This is a genomic window from Rhodococcus sp. 1R11 (assembly GCF_004563845.1).
Lineage (GTDB): Bacteria > Actinomycetota > Actinomycetes > Mycobacteriales > Mycobacteriaceae > Rhodococcoides.
The window spans coordinates 25,462-43,345 of the sequence record NZ_SPNG01000012.1; the positions used below are offsets into that span (position 1 = coordinate 25,462).

Sequence of the window (17,884 nt, forward strand, 5' to 3'; positions counted from 1 at the left end):
CGGACTTTCACGAAACGAGGTCCGACGTGCCCGAACCATCCCGGCCCCTGCGTTCGCTCGGGTTTCTGACCATCGGGCTCTTCGACGAGAACGCACCCGAGGTCGGCCACGAATCGACGCTGCGCATCATCGAACTCGGGGAGCGGCTGGGATTCGACAGTGCGTGGCTACGTCATCGTCATCTGCAGTTCGGTATCTCGTCTCCCATCGCGGTCATGGCCGCCGCGTCGCAACGTACCGACCGCATCATGCTCGGTACTGCGGTGACGCCGTTGGGTTGGGAGAACCCGTTGCGTCTCGCCGAGGACCTGGCCACGGTGGATGTGCTGTCCGGTGGGCGCGTCAACGCGGGAATCAGTGTGGGACAACCGATGCACTTCGATCGCGTCGCACACTCGTTGTATCCCGACACCGCCGAGAACGAGGACTTCGGCTACGAACGAGTGTCACGGCTGCTTCGGTTCGTAGCCGGTGAACCTGCGTCCACGTGGTCTGGGACCGAGGGAATCGAGGCGTATTCCGAACGGGTGCAACCATATTCGCGCGGACTACGGGACCGAATGTGGTACGGCGGGGCCAGTCTTCGTTCAGCGCAGTGGGCAGGGGAGAACGCGATGAATCTTCTGGTGAGCAGTGTGGTGCGCGCCGAGGAGTCGACGGATTTCGATGCGATCCAGCGCGCGCACATCGGGCGGTTCCGTGACGCTCACCCGGCCGGTGCCGACGCACGGGTTTCCCAGGGGCTGGTGGTCATCCCCACCGACAGTGCTTCCGCTGCGCAGAGGCGCAAGTACGAGGACTACGTTCGCGCGCGCACTGCACGGACCGGAGAACCGCAGGGGCCGGCTCGGATGATGTTCGCGCCGGACCTCGTGGGTACCTCGGCCGAGATCGCGGAGCAGTTGTACGCCAATCTATCTTTTCGCGAGGTCGACGAGGTGGCGTTCGCGCTGCCGTTCAGCTTCGACTACGAGGACTACGTGCAGATCCTGGCCGACACGGCGCAGAAGCTCGGCCCGGCGCTGGGGTGGACCCCAGCACAGAACTGACCCGGACTTCCATCGAGGGCGATCGGCCCGATCGGCCCGATCGGCTGATCGCCCTCGGTGGAACAGAGGTACCGGTGTACTACTGGCCCGTGATGGGCGAGTTGTAGGCACACGGGATCGACTTCGCGGGGAAGCCCTTCGGATCCAGTGCGTTCTTGACGATGCCGATCGCGCGCGGTGAGACGGAGATCGACAGGTGGTCCGACAGGTCGATGCCGCAGCCGTCCTGCAGGGTGACGTTGTTGACGGTGGCACCGGGGCCTGCGGTCAGGAACGTCGTCTTGTACGGGGTGACGACCTCGTCGTACTTGGTGCCGATCACGGTGTACTTGATGCCGGGGTCGGTGTCACCGCCGACGGCCAGTCCCTTGACGAGTGGCGAGTCGATCACCTGGTCCGATGCTGCCGGCCCGGCGATGGCACCGACGACTCCCAGGACATTGAGTCCCAGGTTGTTGATGGTGCGCCCCAGAGTTCCGATGCCGACGAGTGTGGTGCCGTGATTCGATCCGGCGACGCTGACGACCGTGTTCACTTTGTTCTGCGTCGGGTCGGTCGGATTGGCACCGCCCTCGAAGCGTAGGTACTGACGGGTGACGAGCCCGCCCTGGGAGTGGCCGACGATGTCGACCTGGGCAGAGCCCGTGGCCGTCCGCACCGCTTCGACGTAGGTGGCGATTTCCTTGGCGTTCGACGCGACCGATGCAGTTCCGCGAAGCGACGGGAGATTGCCGACGACACTGGAGTCCCCGTCGCCGTAGTTGAGGGCGAAGATGCAGTAGCCCTCCTTCTTCAGGGCAGGCGACATGCGCGCGAAGTTGTTGTAGGCGTTCTCCCAGGTGCCGTGCAGGAGGACGACCGGGCGGGGGTGCGCGGCGGTGGGCTTGCAGTTCCAATCGTTGGCACCTTGAGGTGCGACGTTGGGGTTGACGATGCTGTAGAGGAATCCGGCCAGGAAGTTCTTCTGATCGGGCCCGTATCCGGTTGTCTCGGTCCGTGGGTCGTACGTCGCGGTGGCGGGGGCGGCCGAATCGATGCTCGGTGCCGTGATGCCCTGATCCGAGGCCTTGGGGTAGGCACCGGTCGGTCCCGGCGGAACGACGGTGTTGCCCTGCACGGTCGCGGGCGGTGCCGGTACCGGGACGGGTGCCGGCTGAGCCTGCGCTGCGAAACCCGAACCGAGGGCAACGGAGCATGCCATTGCAGCAATCATCGCAGCGCGGACTGTGGTGGCCTTCCTCGTTGCACGGAAGGTGGACCGAGAAGTGGTCATGAAGCCTGACTTTCGACGAGGGTCAAGTGGACAAGACGGAACTGTAAGCCCCGATTCCGGCCCGGAACGTGCTCCGAATCACGTTTGGAAACCACCTGCACGCGACCGTTCATTCGTGATGGGGCGTCACAAATGACGACGATCCGGACATGAATGTGGATTCGTTGCTGGATTCATGACCCAAAACAATCCCTGGGTTTTATTTGTGCACTATGGTTCGTATGTTCTCGTCGCGGCCGACGGTTCGGTCGTGGCAGGACGGTTCGATACCGAGGCAGGGGCGTTGTGGGCAGACATCGACCGCCTGAAGGACATGACCTGACGCGGGTTTCGAGTACGAGGGGTGGGGTTCGGTGACTGCAACAGACAGTGTGGACACGGCGCAGCAGGAGTACGCGGGTGGTCGACGTGCATCCGACCGGTTGCGGACGCCCCGGGAGACTGCCGCGCGAATGCTGAACCGATATTTCGTCGATTCGGAGGATGCGCCGCCGCCGCGCGACTGTGCACGGAGCGAGCTCGACGACATGGCCACCACGTGCAGCGAACTGGCTGCGGGGGTCCTCGACTCCGGTCGGCTCCCGATCGCGGGTGCGATGGACACCTTCCGAGACGCCGCCACCCGATGGGCCCGCGATGGAGTTCCGCTCGGCCGAATCCAGCATGCGATCAACGAGGGTTGCGCGCTGGGGCTACGGGCTGCCGAGCCGGTCGTGGACGGCGAGGCAGGCACGGCGGGCGGTGACCGGACGATCCTGATCATGGAGCTCCTCGACGTCGTCACCGAGGCGGTGTCCGACGCCTATCTGGCGGAGTTCCGCACGTTGGCGCAGAACGGTCCACGACACGACGTCGAACTGCTCGACGCCCTGCTGACCGGCGACGGCACCGCCCGCAGGATCGCCGATCGGATGGGTGCGCTGCTCGCCGAGGAGTATCACGTCGTGGCCCTGCACTTCCCGGCCCATGCCGACGAAGGGGGTAGGCGCGGCGATGCGGCGATGATGGCCGCACGGAAGTTGCGGAGAATTCACTCGGCCCTCGCAGCACACAACGACGACGTCGCCCCCATCGCATCGATCAGTGCGACCGGCGGAACGGTATTGCTGCCCGACGTTCCGGGCGCGGACGTCGACGAACTCGTCGAACGCCTTGCCGACGCCGGCCAGATCGCGGTGACCGCGACAACCGGGTCGGCGGCGATCGACGACATCTCGGTGACTGCGCCGCACCTGTACGAGCTCCTGAGCCTGGTCCGCAGGCTGCACTACACACCGGGCACCTACCGCATCTCGGATCTGGTGTTCGAGTACCAGGTGAGCAGGCCCGGACTCGGCCGAAAGCACCTCGTGACTCTGATCGATCCACTCCGTGACTCGGTCGACCTTCTCCCGACGCTGCAAGCCTTCGTGGACTCCGATTCCAACCGGAAGAAGACAGCCACGTGGCTGACGGTGCATCCCAACACCGTTGACTACCGCCTCAAGCGGGTGGATCAACTCACCGGTCTCGATCCGATGAAGCCGTCGGGATTGCGGCGACTGCACGCAGCATTGATCGCCGATCGCCTCGAGGCGCGCCGCACCCCGGTGGACGAGCGATCACTGTGACCGTCTCGAACGGCGCGGTACTGGCGGCGTCCGCGGCGCTCGAGTCGGTCGATTCGGTGGCGGCGTTGTTCCAGCCGGTCGTCGAACTGTCGACCGGACACGTCGTCGGTTACGAGGCCCTCGCTCGGTGGCCGTCTCCGAGCAGCGCTCTTCCCGAGGACGTATTCGCTCTGGCCCGAGAGCGGGGACTGGTCGGCCGAGTGGATGTGGCCTGCCGTGCGGCAGCTCTGCGCGCGGCGAGGGAACGTGCCTTCTCGCGCTCAGTGCGATTCTTCCTCAACATCGAACCGGGTTGTTTCCGCAACGAGCAGGACATCGACATGCACCTCGACGCGATCGGTGACGATCTCGACGTGGTCCTCGAGATCACCGAGCGAGACCTGGATCGGAACGTTCCGCTGCTGATGGCGCTGGTCCGCGGCGCACGCGCACGGGGGATGGGGGTGGCCATGGACGACGTCGGAGCGACACCGGCAACTCTGAGTCTGTTGGCGTTGGTGGCACCGGACATCGTCAAGCTGGACGCGTCGATCGTGCGAGCTCCCCTTCGGTCCCGACCGGCGATGCGACAGGTTCGTGCCTACGTTCGGTCGAGCAACGCGATCGTCTTGGCGGAAGGGATAGAAACGCGTCGACATCTGCGACGCGCGAAGGCACTCGGTGCAAGCTTGGGGCAGGGATGGATGTTCGGGCGGCCGTCGCCGCTGCCGAATCCAACAGAAGGCTTGTGACACAGAAGAACCCCGCACCCTGGCCTCGAGGGCAGGGTGCGGGGTTCTGCTGCACTATGGATCAGTTCGTGAACTTGTCCTTGATATTGCCGGCTGCGTCGGAGACGTCGTCGCCGACCTGCTTGGTCTTGCCCGACGCCTGGTCTTTTGCGCCTTCGGCAGCAAGGTCGTCGTTGTCGGTCTTGTGGCCGATCTTTTCCTTGGCTTCGCCCACGAGCTCTTCTGCCTTGTGCTTTGCCTTGTCGATGAAATCAGCCATGTGAACTCCTCGAAATCGATTGTTCTGCTCGTTCATGGGAGCTATACCCGAGATCGCGGTCGGTAATCATCGGACCGACTGCCGTGTTGCCCACGCGGGATGCGGGTACGCGCCGATCATGACTGCAGAGACGAACGACCGACATTCGCGTGAGACGCCGGCACCGGAGCACCGCCGTCCCGACGGAGTCGACGACGATACCGTGGCGGCCACGGGCAAATTGTCCGAGGCGCTCGAATACGTGGAGCGTGCACGCGGCCACCTCTACTCGTTCCATCAGCTGATGGGACACGCGGACCTGTTGCTCGGGGAGGCCTCCGACGCGTTGGCAGACGCCGGGCACGATGCGTTGGCCCAGCGACTCGAGACCGACATGATCGGCCGCAACATCGCTCAGGGTCGGTGGACATTCCAGCTGGTCGAGGAGTTCGACGACGGTTATTGGTCCGTACTGCGTGATCACGAGCGGGCGGTCCGTGACGAACTGCTCGGCGGACGTCGGCACGTCTTCGAGGCCGAGATGAAGGAACAACGGCGAACCCACGGTCGCAGCGGCCACGAGGCGCGTCCGACGGAGTGACCTGGATCTTCTACAACGAAAAGCACCGGCCTCGCCGTGATCGGCGAGACCGGTACTGCGGGTGAATATCTGTCAGCCGGCTTGCTTCGCAGCATCGACTTCGCTGGTCGCGCTCGCAGTGGAGAGCTGACCGCCGGAGTTCTCCAGGTGCGCACGGACGAACCAGTGGAACAGTTCGAGCTGAGCACTCTGGCCGATGAGCATGTCCTCGGTGATGGGGTCGATCTCGCCGACCTCTTCGATGTTCTTGCGGGTGGTCTCGATGACCCCGGTGTAGACGAGATCGAGAGCGCCGAGGTGCTCGATCGCCGTCGCCCGGCCGATCGAGTAGTCGTCCCAGGAACGTTCCTTGACGATGGTGCCCGGCGTGCCCTTAGCGGAGGAACCGAGTGTCGCGATGCGCTCGGCGACCTCGTCGGCGAAGCCGCGCACGGCCTCGACCTGAGGATCGAGCATTTCGTGGACCGAGATGAAGTTCGGTCCGACCACATTCCAGTGAATGTGCTTGAGCGTGAGATGGAGGTCGTTGTAGGCGTTCAGGCGATCCTGCAGGATCGCTGCGACGCGCGCGCCCACGTCCGACGAGAGTCCGGGAACGGTGTACGAGTTCTTGTCAGCCATGACGACGGTTTGCCCCATCACGGCGAAGTACAAACATGCCCCGCCGGATCGGATCCGGCGGGGCATGTGTGGTGCGGAACTACTTGTCGAGTCGAGGCGAATCGGTCCCCGACGTTCCCGTCGACGAGGAGCCGGCGGTGGAGGTTCCGTCCGTCGGATCGACGATCGGACTGTCGGCTGCGGCCTTGTCGACCGCGTCGGCGCTGTCTTCCTCCGGGGGATTCTTCAGGCTCAGGATGATCGAGCCTGCCAGGACCACGACGATGACCACCAGGCTGACGAAGGACGGGATCTCGGGGATCGACGTGCTGATCACCTTGTGCCCGGCCTGCAGGATCAGCTTGACGCCGATGAAGGCGAGGATGATCGCCAGTCCCTTGGACAGGTAGTGGAACTTCTCGAGCAGCCCTGCGAGCAGGAAGTACAGGGCACGCAGGCCGAGGATCGCGAACGCGTTCGAGGAATACACGATGAACGGGTCGTCGGTCACCGCCAGAACTGCAGGAACGCTGTCTACTGCGAACACCAGGTCGGCGGCCTCGATCGCCACCACGACGGCGAGCAGTGGCGTTGCCACCCGCTTGCCTGCTTCCTTGACGAAGAACTTGGTGCCGGAGTACTCGTCCTGAACGGGGACGATCTTCTTGAGCAAGCGCACTGCGATGGAGGTGCCGGGGTCGTACGAGTCGTCCTCGTCCTTCATCAGCTTGTACGCGCTGTAGAGCAGGATGGCGGCGAAGACGAACAGAACGGCGGCGAACTTGCTGACGATGGCCACACCGGCGGCCAAGAAGATGGCACGGAAGACCAGGGCACCGATGACACCGAAGAACAACACGCGGTGCTGGTACTCACGGGGGACCTTGAAGTAGCCGAAGATCAGTGCGAAGACGAAGAGGTTGTCGACCGACAGACTCTTCTCTAGCAACCACGCCGTGGTGTATTCGACGCCGGCCGTCGTTCCCAGTGTGAAGAAGACGACGATGCCGAACACGATGGCCACGCCTACCCACAGTGCGCTCCACCATGCGGCTTCCTTGAAGCCGATGATGTGCGCACCGCGGTGCGCCAACAGGTCGATTGCCAGCAGGATGAGGACGACGGCACCGAAAGCCGCCCACGCCCACCACGGAACGACGTTCATGAACGACCACCCTTACCGGTGAACTTCGTGCCCAACTGCTTCAACTTCGCCTGATTCTCGGGCTTGGTCGCATAGCGACGAGCTCGGTCGATCATCTGTTTGCCCTGAGGGCTGCGAGCGAATGCGGTCAATTTCTGTGTCAAGGACGACATCTGTCACTGCTCCTAACGTTCTCGTTCGATCGGTGTGTGGGCGGTTCGACCGCGACTACTCCAGTGTGACTGTTGGCTTTCCTGCAAACAGGGTCGGTTTGCGGACATGTTTCGGCGGACTTTATTGCCGACTTCCGGCAACCTCGTCCTCCAGTGTGATTCAGGAAATCAGGCCGGATCGCGGCCAGTCGAGCAACATCGCGCCGAGTACTGCCGTATGCAGCGCAAATGCCTCGACGGGGTTGCCCACATCCTGCCCGGTCAAATCTCTTATTCGCGACAATCTGTACGTGACCGCGCGCACGGACAGATGCATCCGGCGCGCGGTGGACGCCGAGTTCGCACCGGTCTCGAAGTACACCTGCAACGTTTCCAGTAGTGGGCCGGCACCACCCCGAGCGCTCGTCAACGGGGTCAGCAACGTCTCGACCAGATCGGCGATCGCGGCGCGATCACTGATCAGAACTCGATAGACGAGCAGGTCACGGGCATCGACGACGGGTGTGTCGAGCCCCAACGAGGAGGCGAGATCGAGCGCGTCCAGGGCGTCCCGGTACGACGCCGCCACGCCGACTGCGCCGCTGCGTGGGCGACCGACTCCGAGCTGTATCCGTCCGTACTCTCCTCGACGGCGCAGGTCGACGGTGTCACTCGGGCCGGATGCCGATGCACCGAGGACCCGTCCCGTGCGGGTGAGTACGTGATCGACGGCCGCGCGATCGGGTGCGGGAAACACCACGATCAGCCGACCTTGCTTGGTGGCGACGAGGAGATCGGCGTCCCCCTTGCTGCCCTGCACGCTGCGTTCGACCAGACCGATGGCCGACGTCGCGTCGGTGAACGGAACCGTGGACGTGACCACAGCGACTGCGTGCGGACTCGACAGGTCCAGCCCGAACGTCTCCGCACGTCCCAGGACACCGGCGACATCGGCCGTTCCCGAGAGCAGGTCGTCCACGAATTCGCGGCGCGCCAGTACCTCGGCGCGAACCAACGTCCGCCGGGCGAGTTGGAAACCTTCGGCGAGTTCGGCCGCGGCGTCGTCGACGGCTCGGAGCATGACCTCGCCTGCGGTGACGACCCCGGCCGGGTCTGTTGCGGCAGCCTGGACGGCGGGCAACTCGCGCCACAGTCGCCACGCCGCCGACAGATAGAGGTCGAGCAACGCGCGTAGGGCCACACCCGCTCGGGCTGCTTCGTCGCCGTGTACGCGGCACTCCCGCAGTTGCTTGCGGGTGAGCGGAACGCCTGCATCCACCGCGTCGGTCACGACGTCGAGAAAGTTCCCCAGGAACGCGACGTCCAGGCCGCCTGCGTCGGAGGCCGCGTGTGCGGCCACCGCGTCGAGCGGTGTCGCGTCCGGCTGTGTGGCCATGTGTTCGAGGGTCTCCCATCCGAGTCGAGGTCAATGGTAGGCGGCGCTCACACCGATACCGGCTCGACAACGAGCTCGCGGACCGCGCGGCGTGTTCGGTGTGCGACCGGGTGGCTCGGGGAGCAGAATCACCGAAATCGCCTCGCGGCGGCTGCTGTACCGCCCGCGGCACGGTTCGGTCCGCACCGTTCGTCTTCACGTTGGGAGTCTCGACCATGACATCGTCGAACGGACCCGCATCGGGTCTGCGCTCGCAGTTGTTCCGCAGGAAACCGATCGCAGAGCCCGACCAGCAGCCCGGTGGTCTGGAGCGCACCATCGGGACGTTCCAACTGACGATGTTCGGAGTGGGAGCGACCATCGGCACCGGCATCTTCTTCGTGCTCTCGCTCGCCGTTCCCGAGGCCGGTCCGGCCGTGGTCCTGTCGTTCCTGGCCGCAGGAATTGCCGCCGGGCTCGCCGCTATCTGCTACGCCGAAATGGCCTCGGCAGTGCCGGTATCGGGATCGACGTACTCCTACGCATACGTGACGATGGGGGAGGTGGTCGCAATGGGTGTTGCGGCCTGCCTGCTGCTGGAGTACGGGGTGTCGAGTGCCGCGGTGGCGGTCGGCTGGAGCGGGTACCTCAACGAACTTCTCGGCAATCTCTTCGGCTTCACCATCCCGCACGCGTTGTCCGCAGCACCGGGCGACGCCGATCCGGGAATCCTGAATCTGCCCGCCGTGGTGCTGATCGTTCTGTGCGCCGTATTGCTCATTCGCGGGGCGAGCGAGTCCGCAGCGGTGAACGCAGTCATGGTCGTCATCAAGCTGGGCGTGCTCGCGCTGTTCGCCGTCGTCGGCTTCACGGCCTTCGATTCCGGCAACTTCTCGGACTTCATGCCGCTCGGAGCGGCAGGCGTCACCGCGGCGGCCGGCACCATCTTCTTCTCGTTCATCGGTCTCGATGCCGTCTCGACAGCCGGGGACGAGGTCAAGAATCCACAGAAAACCATGCCGCGAGCCATCATTGCCGCGCTCGTCGTGGTGATCGTCTTCTACCTCGTCGTTGCGGTCGCGGCGTTGGGAACACAGCCATGGACCGCATTCGCCGGGCAGGAAGAAGCCGGGTTGGCCGAGATTCTCCGAAATGTGACCGGACGGGCATGGCCGGCAACGATTCTGGCGGCGGGCGCGGTGATCTCGATCTTCTCGGTGACTCTGGTGACGATGTACGGGCAGACGCGCATTCTGTTCGCCATGGGCCGAGACGGGATGCTGCCCAAGGCATTCGCGAAGGTCAGTCCCCGGACCCACACCCCCGTCAACAACACGATCGTCGTCGCGGTGATCATCTCGATACTCGCTGCGTTCGTTCCGCTGGACAAGCTGGCCGATCTGGTGTCGATCGGAACGCTCGTCGCGTTCATCGTCGTGGCGATCGGCGTGATCGTCCTGCGCCGGACGATGCCCGACCTCGAGCGCCCGTTCAAGGTGCCGGGCTACCCGGTGACACCGATCCTGTCCATCGCCGCCTGCATCTACATCCTGTCCGGCTTGCGGTGGACCACGTGGTTCTGGTTCGGGCTCTGGCTCGCCGTCGTTCTCGCGTTCTACTTCCTGTGGGGTCGGCATCACTCGGCGCTTCGATCGGGTGGAAAGGATGCGGAATGAGCGTTCTGATCGCCTTCGCGCCCGGCAAGGGAAGTGTCGGTGCCCTCGACCTCGGTGCGCAACTGGCCCGCTCCTCGAACACGAACATCGACGTGGTGACCGTGGTTCCCAAGCCGTGGTCGACGCCGTCCATGGCCCGGGTCGACGCCGAGTTCGCGGACTGGGCCGCGTCGACGGCCACCGAGTCGGAGGCAAAAGCGCGCCACTACCTCGAGGAACGCGCACCCGATGTCGCGGCGTCGTTCCACCGGATGTCGCACCGCTCGGTGTCCACGGCATTGACCGAGGCCGCGGAGACCACCGGGGCGTCGATCCTGGTTCTGGGTTCCTCGGGTGACGGTGCCCTCGGGCAAGTTGTCGTCGGTTCCACCGCGGACAAGTTGCTTCATTCCTCGCCGGTCACCGTTGCCTTGGCCCCGCGCGGCTACCGCATTCGAGATCGGGCCGTCCTGACGCGGATCACGTGCGCGTTCTCGGGCGACAGTGAGGCCACCCGCGTCGTCGGGCCCACAGCGGAGTTGGCCCGCGATACCGGTGTGCCACTTCGCTTGGCCTCCTTCGTCGTTCGCGGGGCGACGATGTATCCGCCCGAGATCGGGCTGCGAGCCGAGGACGAGGTAGCGGCGGAGCTCGCCCGAGGGCTGAGCGAGGCGCTGACCGCTGCGGTGGACGACGCCGTCGCGGTGGGGCTACCGGCCGACCGCGTCGGCACAGAGTTGGCGACCGCGGGCAGTTGGCGAGAAGCACTCGACGAAGTGCATTGGCAGGACGGCGAAGTGCTGTCCATCGGATCGTCCGGGCCGTTGGGTCCGATCGCCCGGGTGTTCCTCGGTTCACGGGCAACGAAGATCATTCGGCACTCGCCCGTTCCGATTCTGGTGCTGCCGCGCCGGTGAGTGCCTGCTACCGGTTGAGCGCAAGCACCGACAGCAACTCGTACGCGACATGGGCCGCCGCGATGCCGGTGATCTCGGCGTGGTCGTATGCGGGTGCGACTTCCACGATGTCGGCACCGACCACGTTGAGCCCCACGAGACCGCGCAGCGTGTTGAGCAACTCGCGTGAGGTCATCCCGCCGGCCTCGGGTGTGCCGGTGCCCGGAGCATGCGCGGGATCGAGAACGTCGATGTCGACCGAGACGTAGACCGGGCCACCGTCGAGGCGACGACGCATCCGCTCGACGATGCTGGCCACACCGTCGACCTCGTAGTCGTCGGAGCGAATCACCTGGAAGCCGAGCACCCGGTCGTCCTCGAGGTCCTGCTCACTGTAGAGCGGGCCGCGGATACCGATGTGCTGTGAGCGTTCGAGGTCGATGAGCCCTTCCTCGCTCGCCCGCCGAAACGGCGTCCCGTGTGTGTACGGCGCACCGAAGTACGTATCCCAGGTGTCGAGGTGGGCGTCGAAGTGCAACACCGCTATCGGCCCGTGATCACGTGCGAGCGAACGCAGGATCGGGAGCGCGATGGTGTGGTCGCCGCCGAGAGTCAGTACCGAAGAGCCGTCGGCGCGCAGGTCCGTCACGGCATCGTGCACCGTCTGCAGCGCTTCGGTGATGTCGAACGGATTGACTCCGATGTCGCCGAAGTCGGCTACCTGTTGGCGTGCGAACGGCGAGACCTGCAGGGCAGGGTTGTAGGGCCGCAACAGTTTCGACGCCGCACGAATGTGGCCGGGTCCGAAGCGCGCACCCGGCCGGTAGCTCACACCTGAATCGAACGGCACGCCGAGAATCGTCACGTCTGCCCGCGACACCTCGTCGAGCCGGGGGAGTCGCGCGAATGTCGTCGGTTCGGCGTAACGGGGAACCTTGGTGGCGTCGAGCGGGCCGACCGGGGTGTGTTCCGGGTTGTTCGCGTTCATCGAGATGTCCCTCCGCAGTCGAGCGCCCGGCCGTCGAAAGGTCGACCATGTCGCTCGGCAAGCGTTACTCTGATGCTCGGTCTTGTCAACACAAGTTTCCTGAAAGGCGAAAAGGGTGTCTTCAGCCGCGCAGGTCGACGTCGATGCGCCACGGATCGGTGCGCGCCTGAAGGAGGCGCGCCTGAAGAAGCGGCTCACGCTCGACGCGCTCGCCTACACCTGCGGGGTCACCAAGGGCTATCTGTCCAAGCTCGAGCGCGATCAGGTGAACGCATCGGTCGCGTCCCTGGTTCGAGTGTGCGCCGCGCTCGACGTACCGGTCGGCTCGCTGTTCGACGACGCACCCGTCGGCGAAGTGGTACGCGCACAGTCGTTGCCGCGCATCATGTTCGGTGGGGAACAGATGACCGAGTATCTGCTGACGCCGGTAGGGGAGCGCCGCGTGCAGGTGTTGTTGGGGCATATAGAACACGGCGGCGGAAGTGGGTCCGAGGCGTACACGCTGCCGCTCGACGTGAGCTTCGTGTACGTGATCGACGGCGAGCTACGGGTGATCTTCGACGCCGATCCCGGAGCGGACTTCGGCGGGGACGACATCTCGCTCGGGGCGGGGGACGCATTCACGTTCTCGCCGCGCCGTCGGCACAGTTTCCGCAGCGACAGCAGCGGTGGGGCGCGAGTGTTGTGGGTGCTGGCACCAGCCCTGCCCGAAGAACTGCCGATCGGAAAGCCGGGGTTGCATCGGTGACGAATACCGTCTCGCTCTATCAGGGGCCGGAGGATTCCGGCGATGTCGAGTCGAACCTCGAAGCACTCGACGCCGCGGCCGCGGCAGCCGCTGCGGCCGGCGCATCGATCCTGGTCACCCCGGAGATGTCGGTCAGCGGTTACGACATCGGCGAACTCGTCGTCGACCGCGCCGAACCGTTCGACGGGCCGATCTTCGGGAAGGTGGCCGAGATCGCCCGTGCTCACGGTGTCGCCATTGTGTACGGGTATCCGGAACGCAGCGGCGAGTCGGTGTACAACGCTGTTCAGGTGGTCGATGCGACCGGTACGTCACTGGCGCGTTACCGCAAGACGCACCTCTTCGGTGAGCTCGATCGTGCGCACTTCACCCCAGGCCAGGAGTTGTTGGTGCAGTTCGACTTCGGAGATCTGCGCTGCGGTCTGCTCACCTGTTACGACGTCGAATTTCCGGAAACCGTCCGCGCGCACGCCGACGCGGGTACGCAATGGTTGATCGTCCCGACCGGTCTGATGTCTCCCTTCGAGATCATCGCAACCCACGTGGTTCCCACGCGGGCCTACGAGAGTCAGGTGTTCGTCACCTACGTCAATCGGTGCGGCACCGAATCGACTCTGACCTATTGCGGGCTGACATGCGCAGTCGCACCCGACGGCACCGACATCGCCAGAGCCGGTGTGCACGAACAACTCTTGACGGTGCACTTGGACCCCGCCGACCTCGACAGGTCCCGAGCGATCAACACCCACCTTTCCGACCGACGTCCGGATCTGTATCGGACGGCACCTCGTCCCGTAGGGACCGCAGGCCCGGTACGAGCCGAGCAGGAGAACGACAGATGACCACCCCCGTCACCCCGGACAGCGCGATCGAGCCCGAGGACGAACAACCGCTCACCATGTTCGGGCCGGATTTTCCGTTCGCCTACGACGATTACCTCGCCCACCCGGCCGGCCTGGGAAGTGTTCCCGACGCCGCACTCGGTACCCGAGTTGCGGTGGTCGGCGGCGGACTCGCAGGAATGGTCGTGGCCCGCGAATTGCTTCGGCTCGGCCTGGAACCGGTTGTGTACGAATCGGATCGAATCGGCGGCCGCATGCGATCGGTGCCGTTCGAGGGACATCCGGGTGTGGTGGCCGAGATGGGCGCGATGCGGTTTCCGCCGTCCTCGACCGCGTTGTTCCACTACCTCGACTCCGTCGGGCTCGAGACGACGCCGTTTCCGAACCCGTTGGCCGAGGCGACCCCCAGCACGGTGATCGACATCAAGGGCACCAGCCATTACGCCCGCAAGCTCGAGGATCTCCCGCCGATCTTCGCCGAGGTCGCCGACGCATGGAACAGGACGCTCGAGGAGCACGCCGAACTGCTTCCGCTGCAGCGCGCCATCCGCAGGCGAGACGCGGCCGAGATCAAGCGCATCTGGAACGAACTGATCGTGAAATTCGACGATCAGACCTTCTACGGATTCCTCGCTGCGTCCGAGCATTTCTCGTCGTTTCGCATGCGAGAGTTGTTCGGCCAGGTCGGTTTCGGAACAGGAGGCTGGGACACCGACTATCCCAACTCCATTCTCGAGATCCTTCGTGTCGTCATCACCGCAGCCGACGATCACCACCGCGGCATCGTCGGCGGGTCGCAGCAGTTGCCGATGCGGTTGTGGACCGACACACCCGGGGACCTGGCGCACTGGCCGGCGGGCACGTCGGTGTCCTCGGTGAACGGCGGCACCACGATGCCGCGCGTCACCGAGATCAGGCGCACCGAGGGCGGCACCACGATTCACGACGACCGAGGAAACATTCGTACGTACGCGGCCGCGGTCGTGACCGCGCAGAGTTGGATGTTGCTCAGCAACATCAGGTGCGACGACGATCTGTTCCCGATCGATCACTGGACCGCCATCGAACGCACCCACTACATGGGGTCGACGAAGGTCTTCGCACTCGTCGATCGGCCGTTCTGGAAAGACAAGGACCCGGTGACCGGGCGTGATCTGGTCAGCATGACGCTGACCGACCGGATGAGCCGCGGCACATATCTTCTCGATCAGGGCGAAGGAAAACCGGGGCTGATCTGCCTGTCCTACACGTGGTCCGACGACTCCCTCAAACTGCTGGCTCTCGATCCCACCGAACGCATGAACATCATGTTGCGATCCCTCGAGGAGATCTACCCGGGCGTCGACTTCCGCAGCCACATCATCTCGACTCCGGTGACGCTGTCCTGGGAGACCGAGCGCGACTTCATGGGCGCGTTCAAGGCGAACCTGCCGGGGCACTACCGGTATCAGGAAAGACTGTTCACCCACTTCGTGCAGGACGAACTCGAACCCCGGCACCGCGGCATCTTCCTTGCCGGCGACGACATCTCGTGGACCGCCGGTTGGGCGGAGGGCGCGATTCACACGGCACTGAACGCGGTGTGGGGCGTCGTACATCACCTGGGTGGCGCCTCGGCACCGGACAACCCGGGCCCGGGGGACGTCTTCGACACCATCGCGCCGCTTCGATTGGGCGACTAACGCTTCGCTGCAGCCGATCGAGGTGGGCGCTCGTCGAACACGAACAGAGCCAGCGCAACGATCAGCATGACGGCCACCACCCAGATCGCGCGCAGCGCGAACAGTTCCACCGACACCGCGCCGAGTACAGCGCCGCCGAGAAATCCCGAGATCACCGCGCCGAACCGCCGAGCCCGAATCCCCGCCTCCCGATCGTGCTCGACCACACGATGAAACGCCGCCATGGCCATGGTGCGGAGGTTGCCCGTCGTCATCGTCGTGTTGAACGGCGAATCCACCAACACCCGAAAGGTCGTCACCTGCACGCCCGCGACATGCGCGAGGATGACCGACACCACCGCATCGGGAACCGTTGCCGGCAGAAACCCGACGATCACCAGAACCAGGATCTCGTAGCAGAGCACAGCCCGCACCGGCCTGCGCACGATCCTCTCGATCGCAGGCAACGCGATGAACTCCGCCGTCATGACACCCAGAACGAACGCAGTCAACGGCGGCAGGAACACCAGCGCCTCCACCCAACGCCCGCCCGCCACGTCCACGCCGAGCAGCACCACATTGCCGGTCTGGGCACCGGCGAACACACCGCCGCGAGTGACATAGGTGTACGCATCCAGAAAACCGCCCACTGCCGCGAGCAGCACTCCGAGCCGAACCGACTTCGCAGTGGCGACGGAGATCTGGGGTTCAGGACGAGGGGTGGTCATCGCGAAATCCTGACACAGAGGAGTGCTCTCATGCCGCCAGTAGGGAGAGCAGCAATTCCGCACGCACCCGCGCCGACGTCAGATCCACCGCCAGCAACTCCTCGCATCGCGTGATGCGGTTGCGCAAGGTGTGACGGTGCACCGACAGGTGGGCGGCGGCGGTCTCCCAGTGCCCGTTGGCCTCCAGGAACGCCCGAAGCGAACCCACCAGATCCGCGGTGTGGGTGCGGTCGTACTCGGCCAGTACGGCGATGGTGACGGCAGCCATGGCGCGCAACGACTCCCGAACCGGTTCCGAGGCCAGCAGCATCGACCCGGTGAAGTGGACGACCCGATCACCGTGGCCGGCCGCCGCACACGCCAGCCGCGCTTGTTTCAGCGCAGTGGGGGCCTCGGTGATGTGCATCTCGGTACCGACCCCCGCGCACACCGAGCGAGGGAGCGAATCCATCAGCTGCGCAATCGAAGTCGCGTTGTCGCCGGGCAGCAGCAACTCGACACCGTCGTCGGTGGACCTGACGAACGTGGGCCGTGCGTGGGCGCGGAACTGCGCATCGACGGCATCGGCGATGGAACCCCTCCGCCCCGTCGCGCCGCGGAGTACCACCACGATGATGCGTGAGTCGTCGTCGGCCGCATCGGCGAGATAGCTCGGTATCTGCGTGTCACCGGGGGACATGAGATGCCCGTCGAGAAGAAGTCCGAGCGCACGCGAGTTGAGGGCCGTCTGTTCCGCGCGAAGCCGCGCAGGCTTTTCCAGTTCGAGGGTTATCAGCGACACTGCATGCCCGAGCAATATCTGCTCGACTCCCGTCACAGGTCCCTTCGTGCGTATCGCGAGAAAGCTCGGCGCACTGGCCGTGATCGGTACCGAGTGCAGGCTCACGGTGCGACCCGGCTCGCTCACCGACACCGTCGCGGTCGACGACGACGGACGGATGCTGGCGGCGATCTCGCGAGCCTGCTCGACCAGATCCGCCGCGTCGACCGGATGGAACGACTCGGTCCGATGTCCGATCAGTGCGACGGATGTGGACGTGGCGACCGCCAGTTCGCGCACGATCGCGTCGACGCCGCCGTGCAGTGCGGCGCGGGTGATGCGGCTCTGAACCGACGCCGCCCGCAGGACTTCCTCGTATTCCTGCTCGGCGATGCGTGTGGTGATCGCCCGAATGACTGCGGCGAAAGGAGTGTCGTAGGGAACCTCGACGACGGGTAGCCCGACCTCGTCGGCCGCGTCCAGAAGTTCTCTCGGAATCACCCTGTGCGAGAGCCCGGTTCCGAATCCGAGGCAGGCAACCCCAGCCGTTCGAAGTGTGTGGACGTACTGCGCGAGTGCGGGGCCGTGAGAGTCGAAGCCGAGCCCTGTCGTCAGGATCAGCTCGCCGCCGGACAACCACGGACTCGGATCGGTGAGCTCGGTCGCCTGCGCGAAGGTGATGGCCGCGGTGCTGCGCTCGGGTCCGCCGCGATGACTCAGCCGGAGGTCGCGTTGTCTCAACAACCAGGAAATCTGCACACTCACCTGTCGCACTGTAATCGCACCTGACGAAATGGAGTGCGTATCTGCTCCTGAATGTACTTATCGGCAGT

18 protein-coding genes are annotated in these 17,884 nt (G+C 65.0%); 9 read left to right on the plus strand and 9 right to left on the minus strand.

The features are described 5' to 3' along the window. The first annotated feature begins 26 nt into the window (after nt 1-26). Nucleotides 27-1,049, plus strand: coding sequence for an LLM class flavin-dependent oxidoreductase (locus E4P29_RS20035; protein WP_135046910.1), 1,023 nt, complete (start codon nt 27-29; stop codon nt 1,047-1,049). A gap of 79 nt (nt 1,050-1,128) precedes the next feature. On the opposite strand, the gene E4P29_RS20040 is transcribed toward E4P29_RS20035, so the two are convergent. Next, nucleotides 1,129-2,322, minus strand: coding sequence for an alpha/beta fold hydrolase (locus tag E4P29_RS20040; RefSeq protein WP_135046911.1), 1,194 nt, complete (start codon nt 2,320-2,322; stop codon nt 1,129-1,131). Between the two features lie 353 nt (nt 2,323-2,675). Here E4P29_RS20040 and E4P29_RS20045 point away from each other — a divergent pair, with 353 nt between their 5' ends. After that, entirely contained in the window at nt 2,676-3,932 is a 1,257-nt protein-coding gene (locus E4P29_RS20045) for a PucR family transcriptional regulator (protein ID WP_135046912.1), read from the plus strand. Then, nucleotides 3,929-4,663 carry an EAL domain-containing protein gene (locus E4P29_RS20050; protein WP_245154422.1) on the plus strand — a complete coding sequence of 245 codons (735 nt, stop codon included), beginning with the start codon at nt 3,929-3,931 and terminating at the stop codon, nt 4,661-4,663. The genes E4P29_RS20045 and E4P29_RS20050 overlap by 4 nt, the downstream gene beginning before the upstream one ends. Before the next feature lie 61 nt (nt 4,664-4,724). Here the strand turns inward: E4P29_RS20050 and E4P29_RS20055 are convergent, their stop codons facing one another. Further along, entirely contained in the window at nt 4,725-4,922 is a 198-nt protein-coding gene (locus E4P29_RS20055) for a CsbD family protein (protein ID WP_027496220.1), read from the minus strand. 118 nt (nt 4,923-5,040) lie between these two features. On the opposite strand from E4P29_RS20055, the gene E4P29_RS20060 reads away from it, so the two are divergent. Continuing rightward, on the plus strand, nt 5,041-5,502 hold the full coding sequence (locus tag E4P29_RS20060) for a hypothetical protein (RefSeq protein WP_135046913.1): 462 nt from the start codon (nt 5,041-5,043) through the stop codon (nt 5,500-5,502). Nucleotides 5,503-5,574: 72 nt separating this feature from the next. Here E4P29_RS20060 and E4P29_RS20065 read toward each other — a convergent pair whose 3' ends face one another. From E4P29_RS20065 to E4P29_RS20075, 4 genes are all read right to left on the minus strand, one after another. Next, entirely contained in the window at nt 5,575-6,123 is a 549-nt protein-coding gene (locus tag E4P29_RS20065; RefSeq protein ID WP_027496222.1) for a DNA starvation/stationary phase protection protein, read from the minus strand. 79 nt (nt 6,124-6,202) lie between these two features. Further along, a complete protein-coding gene (locus tag E4P29_RS20070; protein ID WP_135046914.1) occupies nt 6,203-7,267 on the minus strand; it encodes a TerC family protein in 1,065 nt (354 codons plus the stop codon). Then, nucleotides 7,264-7,419, minus strand: coding sequence for a hypothetical protein (locus E4P29_RS26010; protein WP_167326732.1), 156 nt, complete (start codon nt 7,417-7,419; stop codon nt 7,264-7,266). Before E4P29_RS26010 ends, E4P29_RS20070 begins: the two co-directional genes overlap by 4 nt. Nucleotides 7,420-7,579: 160 nt before the next feature. Continuing rightward, entirely contained in the window at nt 7,580-8,794 is a 1,215-nt protein-coding gene (locus tag E4P29_RS20075) for a helix-turn-helix domain-containing protein (protein ID WP_135046915.1), read from the minus strand. Nucleotides 8,795-9,009: 215 nt separating this feature from the next. On the opposite strand from E4P29_RS20075, the gene E4P29_RS20080 reads away from it, so the two are divergent. Both E4P29_RS20080 and E4P29_RS20085 read left to right on the plus strand, forming a co-directional pair. Next, a complete protein-coding gene (locus E4P29_RS20080; RefSeq protein WP_135046916.1) occupies nt 9,010-10,449 on the plus strand; it encodes an amino acid permease in 1,440 nt (479 codons plus the stop codon). Further along, nucleotides 10,446-11,345: a universal stress protein gene (locus tag E4P29_RS20085; RefSeq protein ID WP_135046917.1), complete on the plus strand. Its 900-nt coding sequence runs from the start codon at nt 10,446-10,448 to the stop codon at nt 11,343-11,345. Before E4P29_RS20080 ends, E4P29_RS20085 begins: the two co-directional genes overlap by 4 nt. Nucleotides 11,346-11,352: 7 nt before the next feature. Here the strand turns inward: E4P29_RS20085 and speB are convergent, their stop codons facing one another. Further along, nucleotides 11,353-12,312: an agmatinase gene (gene speB, locus E4P29_RS20090; RefSeq protein WP_027496227.1), complete on the minus strand. Its 960-nt coding sequence runs from the start codon at nt 12,310-12,312 to the stop codon at nt 11,353-11,355. Nucleotides 12,313-12,427: 115 nt separating this feature from the next. Between speB and E4P29_RS20095 the strand changes: the two genes are divergently transcribed. The 3 genes from E4P29_RS20095 to E4P29_RS20105 are packed head-to-tail and all read left to right on the plus strand — an operon-like array spanning nt 12,428 to nt 15,584. Further along, entirely contained in the window at nt 12,428-13,060 is a 633-nt protein-coding gene (locus E4P29_RS20095; protein ID WP_135046918.1) for an XRE family transcriptional regulator, read from the plus strand. After that, nucleotides 13,057-13,902 (plus strand): carbon-nitrogen hydrolase family protein, encoded by an 846-nt coding sequence (locus tag E4P29_RS20100; RefSeq protein ID WP_135046919.1) that lies wholly within the window; start codon nt 13,057-13,059, stop codon nt 13,900-13,902. Before E4P29_RS20095 ends, E4P29_RS20100 begins: the two co-directional genes overlap by 4 nt. Then, nucleotides 13,899-15,584: an NAD(P)/FAD-dependent oxidoreductase gene (locus E4P29_RS20105; protein WP_135046920.1), complete on the plus strand. Its 1,686-nt coding sequence runs from the start codon at nt 13,899-13,901 to the stop codon at nt 15,582-15,584. The genes E4P29_RS20100 and E4P29_RS20105 overlap by 4 nt, the downstream gene beginning before the upstream one ends. Here E4P29_RS20105 and E4P29_RS20110 read toward each other — a convergent pair. Next, a complete protein-coding gene (locus E4P29_RS20110; RefSeq protein ID WP_135046921.1) occupies nt 15,581-16,291 on the minus strand; it encodes a YoaK family protein in 711 nt (236 codons plus the stop codon). The two genes, E4P29_RS20105 and E4P29_RS20110, sit on opposite strands and share 4 nt — an antisense overlap. 28 nt (nt 16,292-16,319) lie before the next feature. Then, complete coding sequence (locus tag E4P29_RS20115) at nt 16,320-17,816, minus strand: PucR family transcriptional regulator (RefSeq protein ID WP_135046922.1); 1,497 nt, start codon at nt 17,814-17,816, stop codon at nt 16,320-16,322. Between the last annotated feature and the right edge of the window lie 68 nt (nt 17,817-17,884).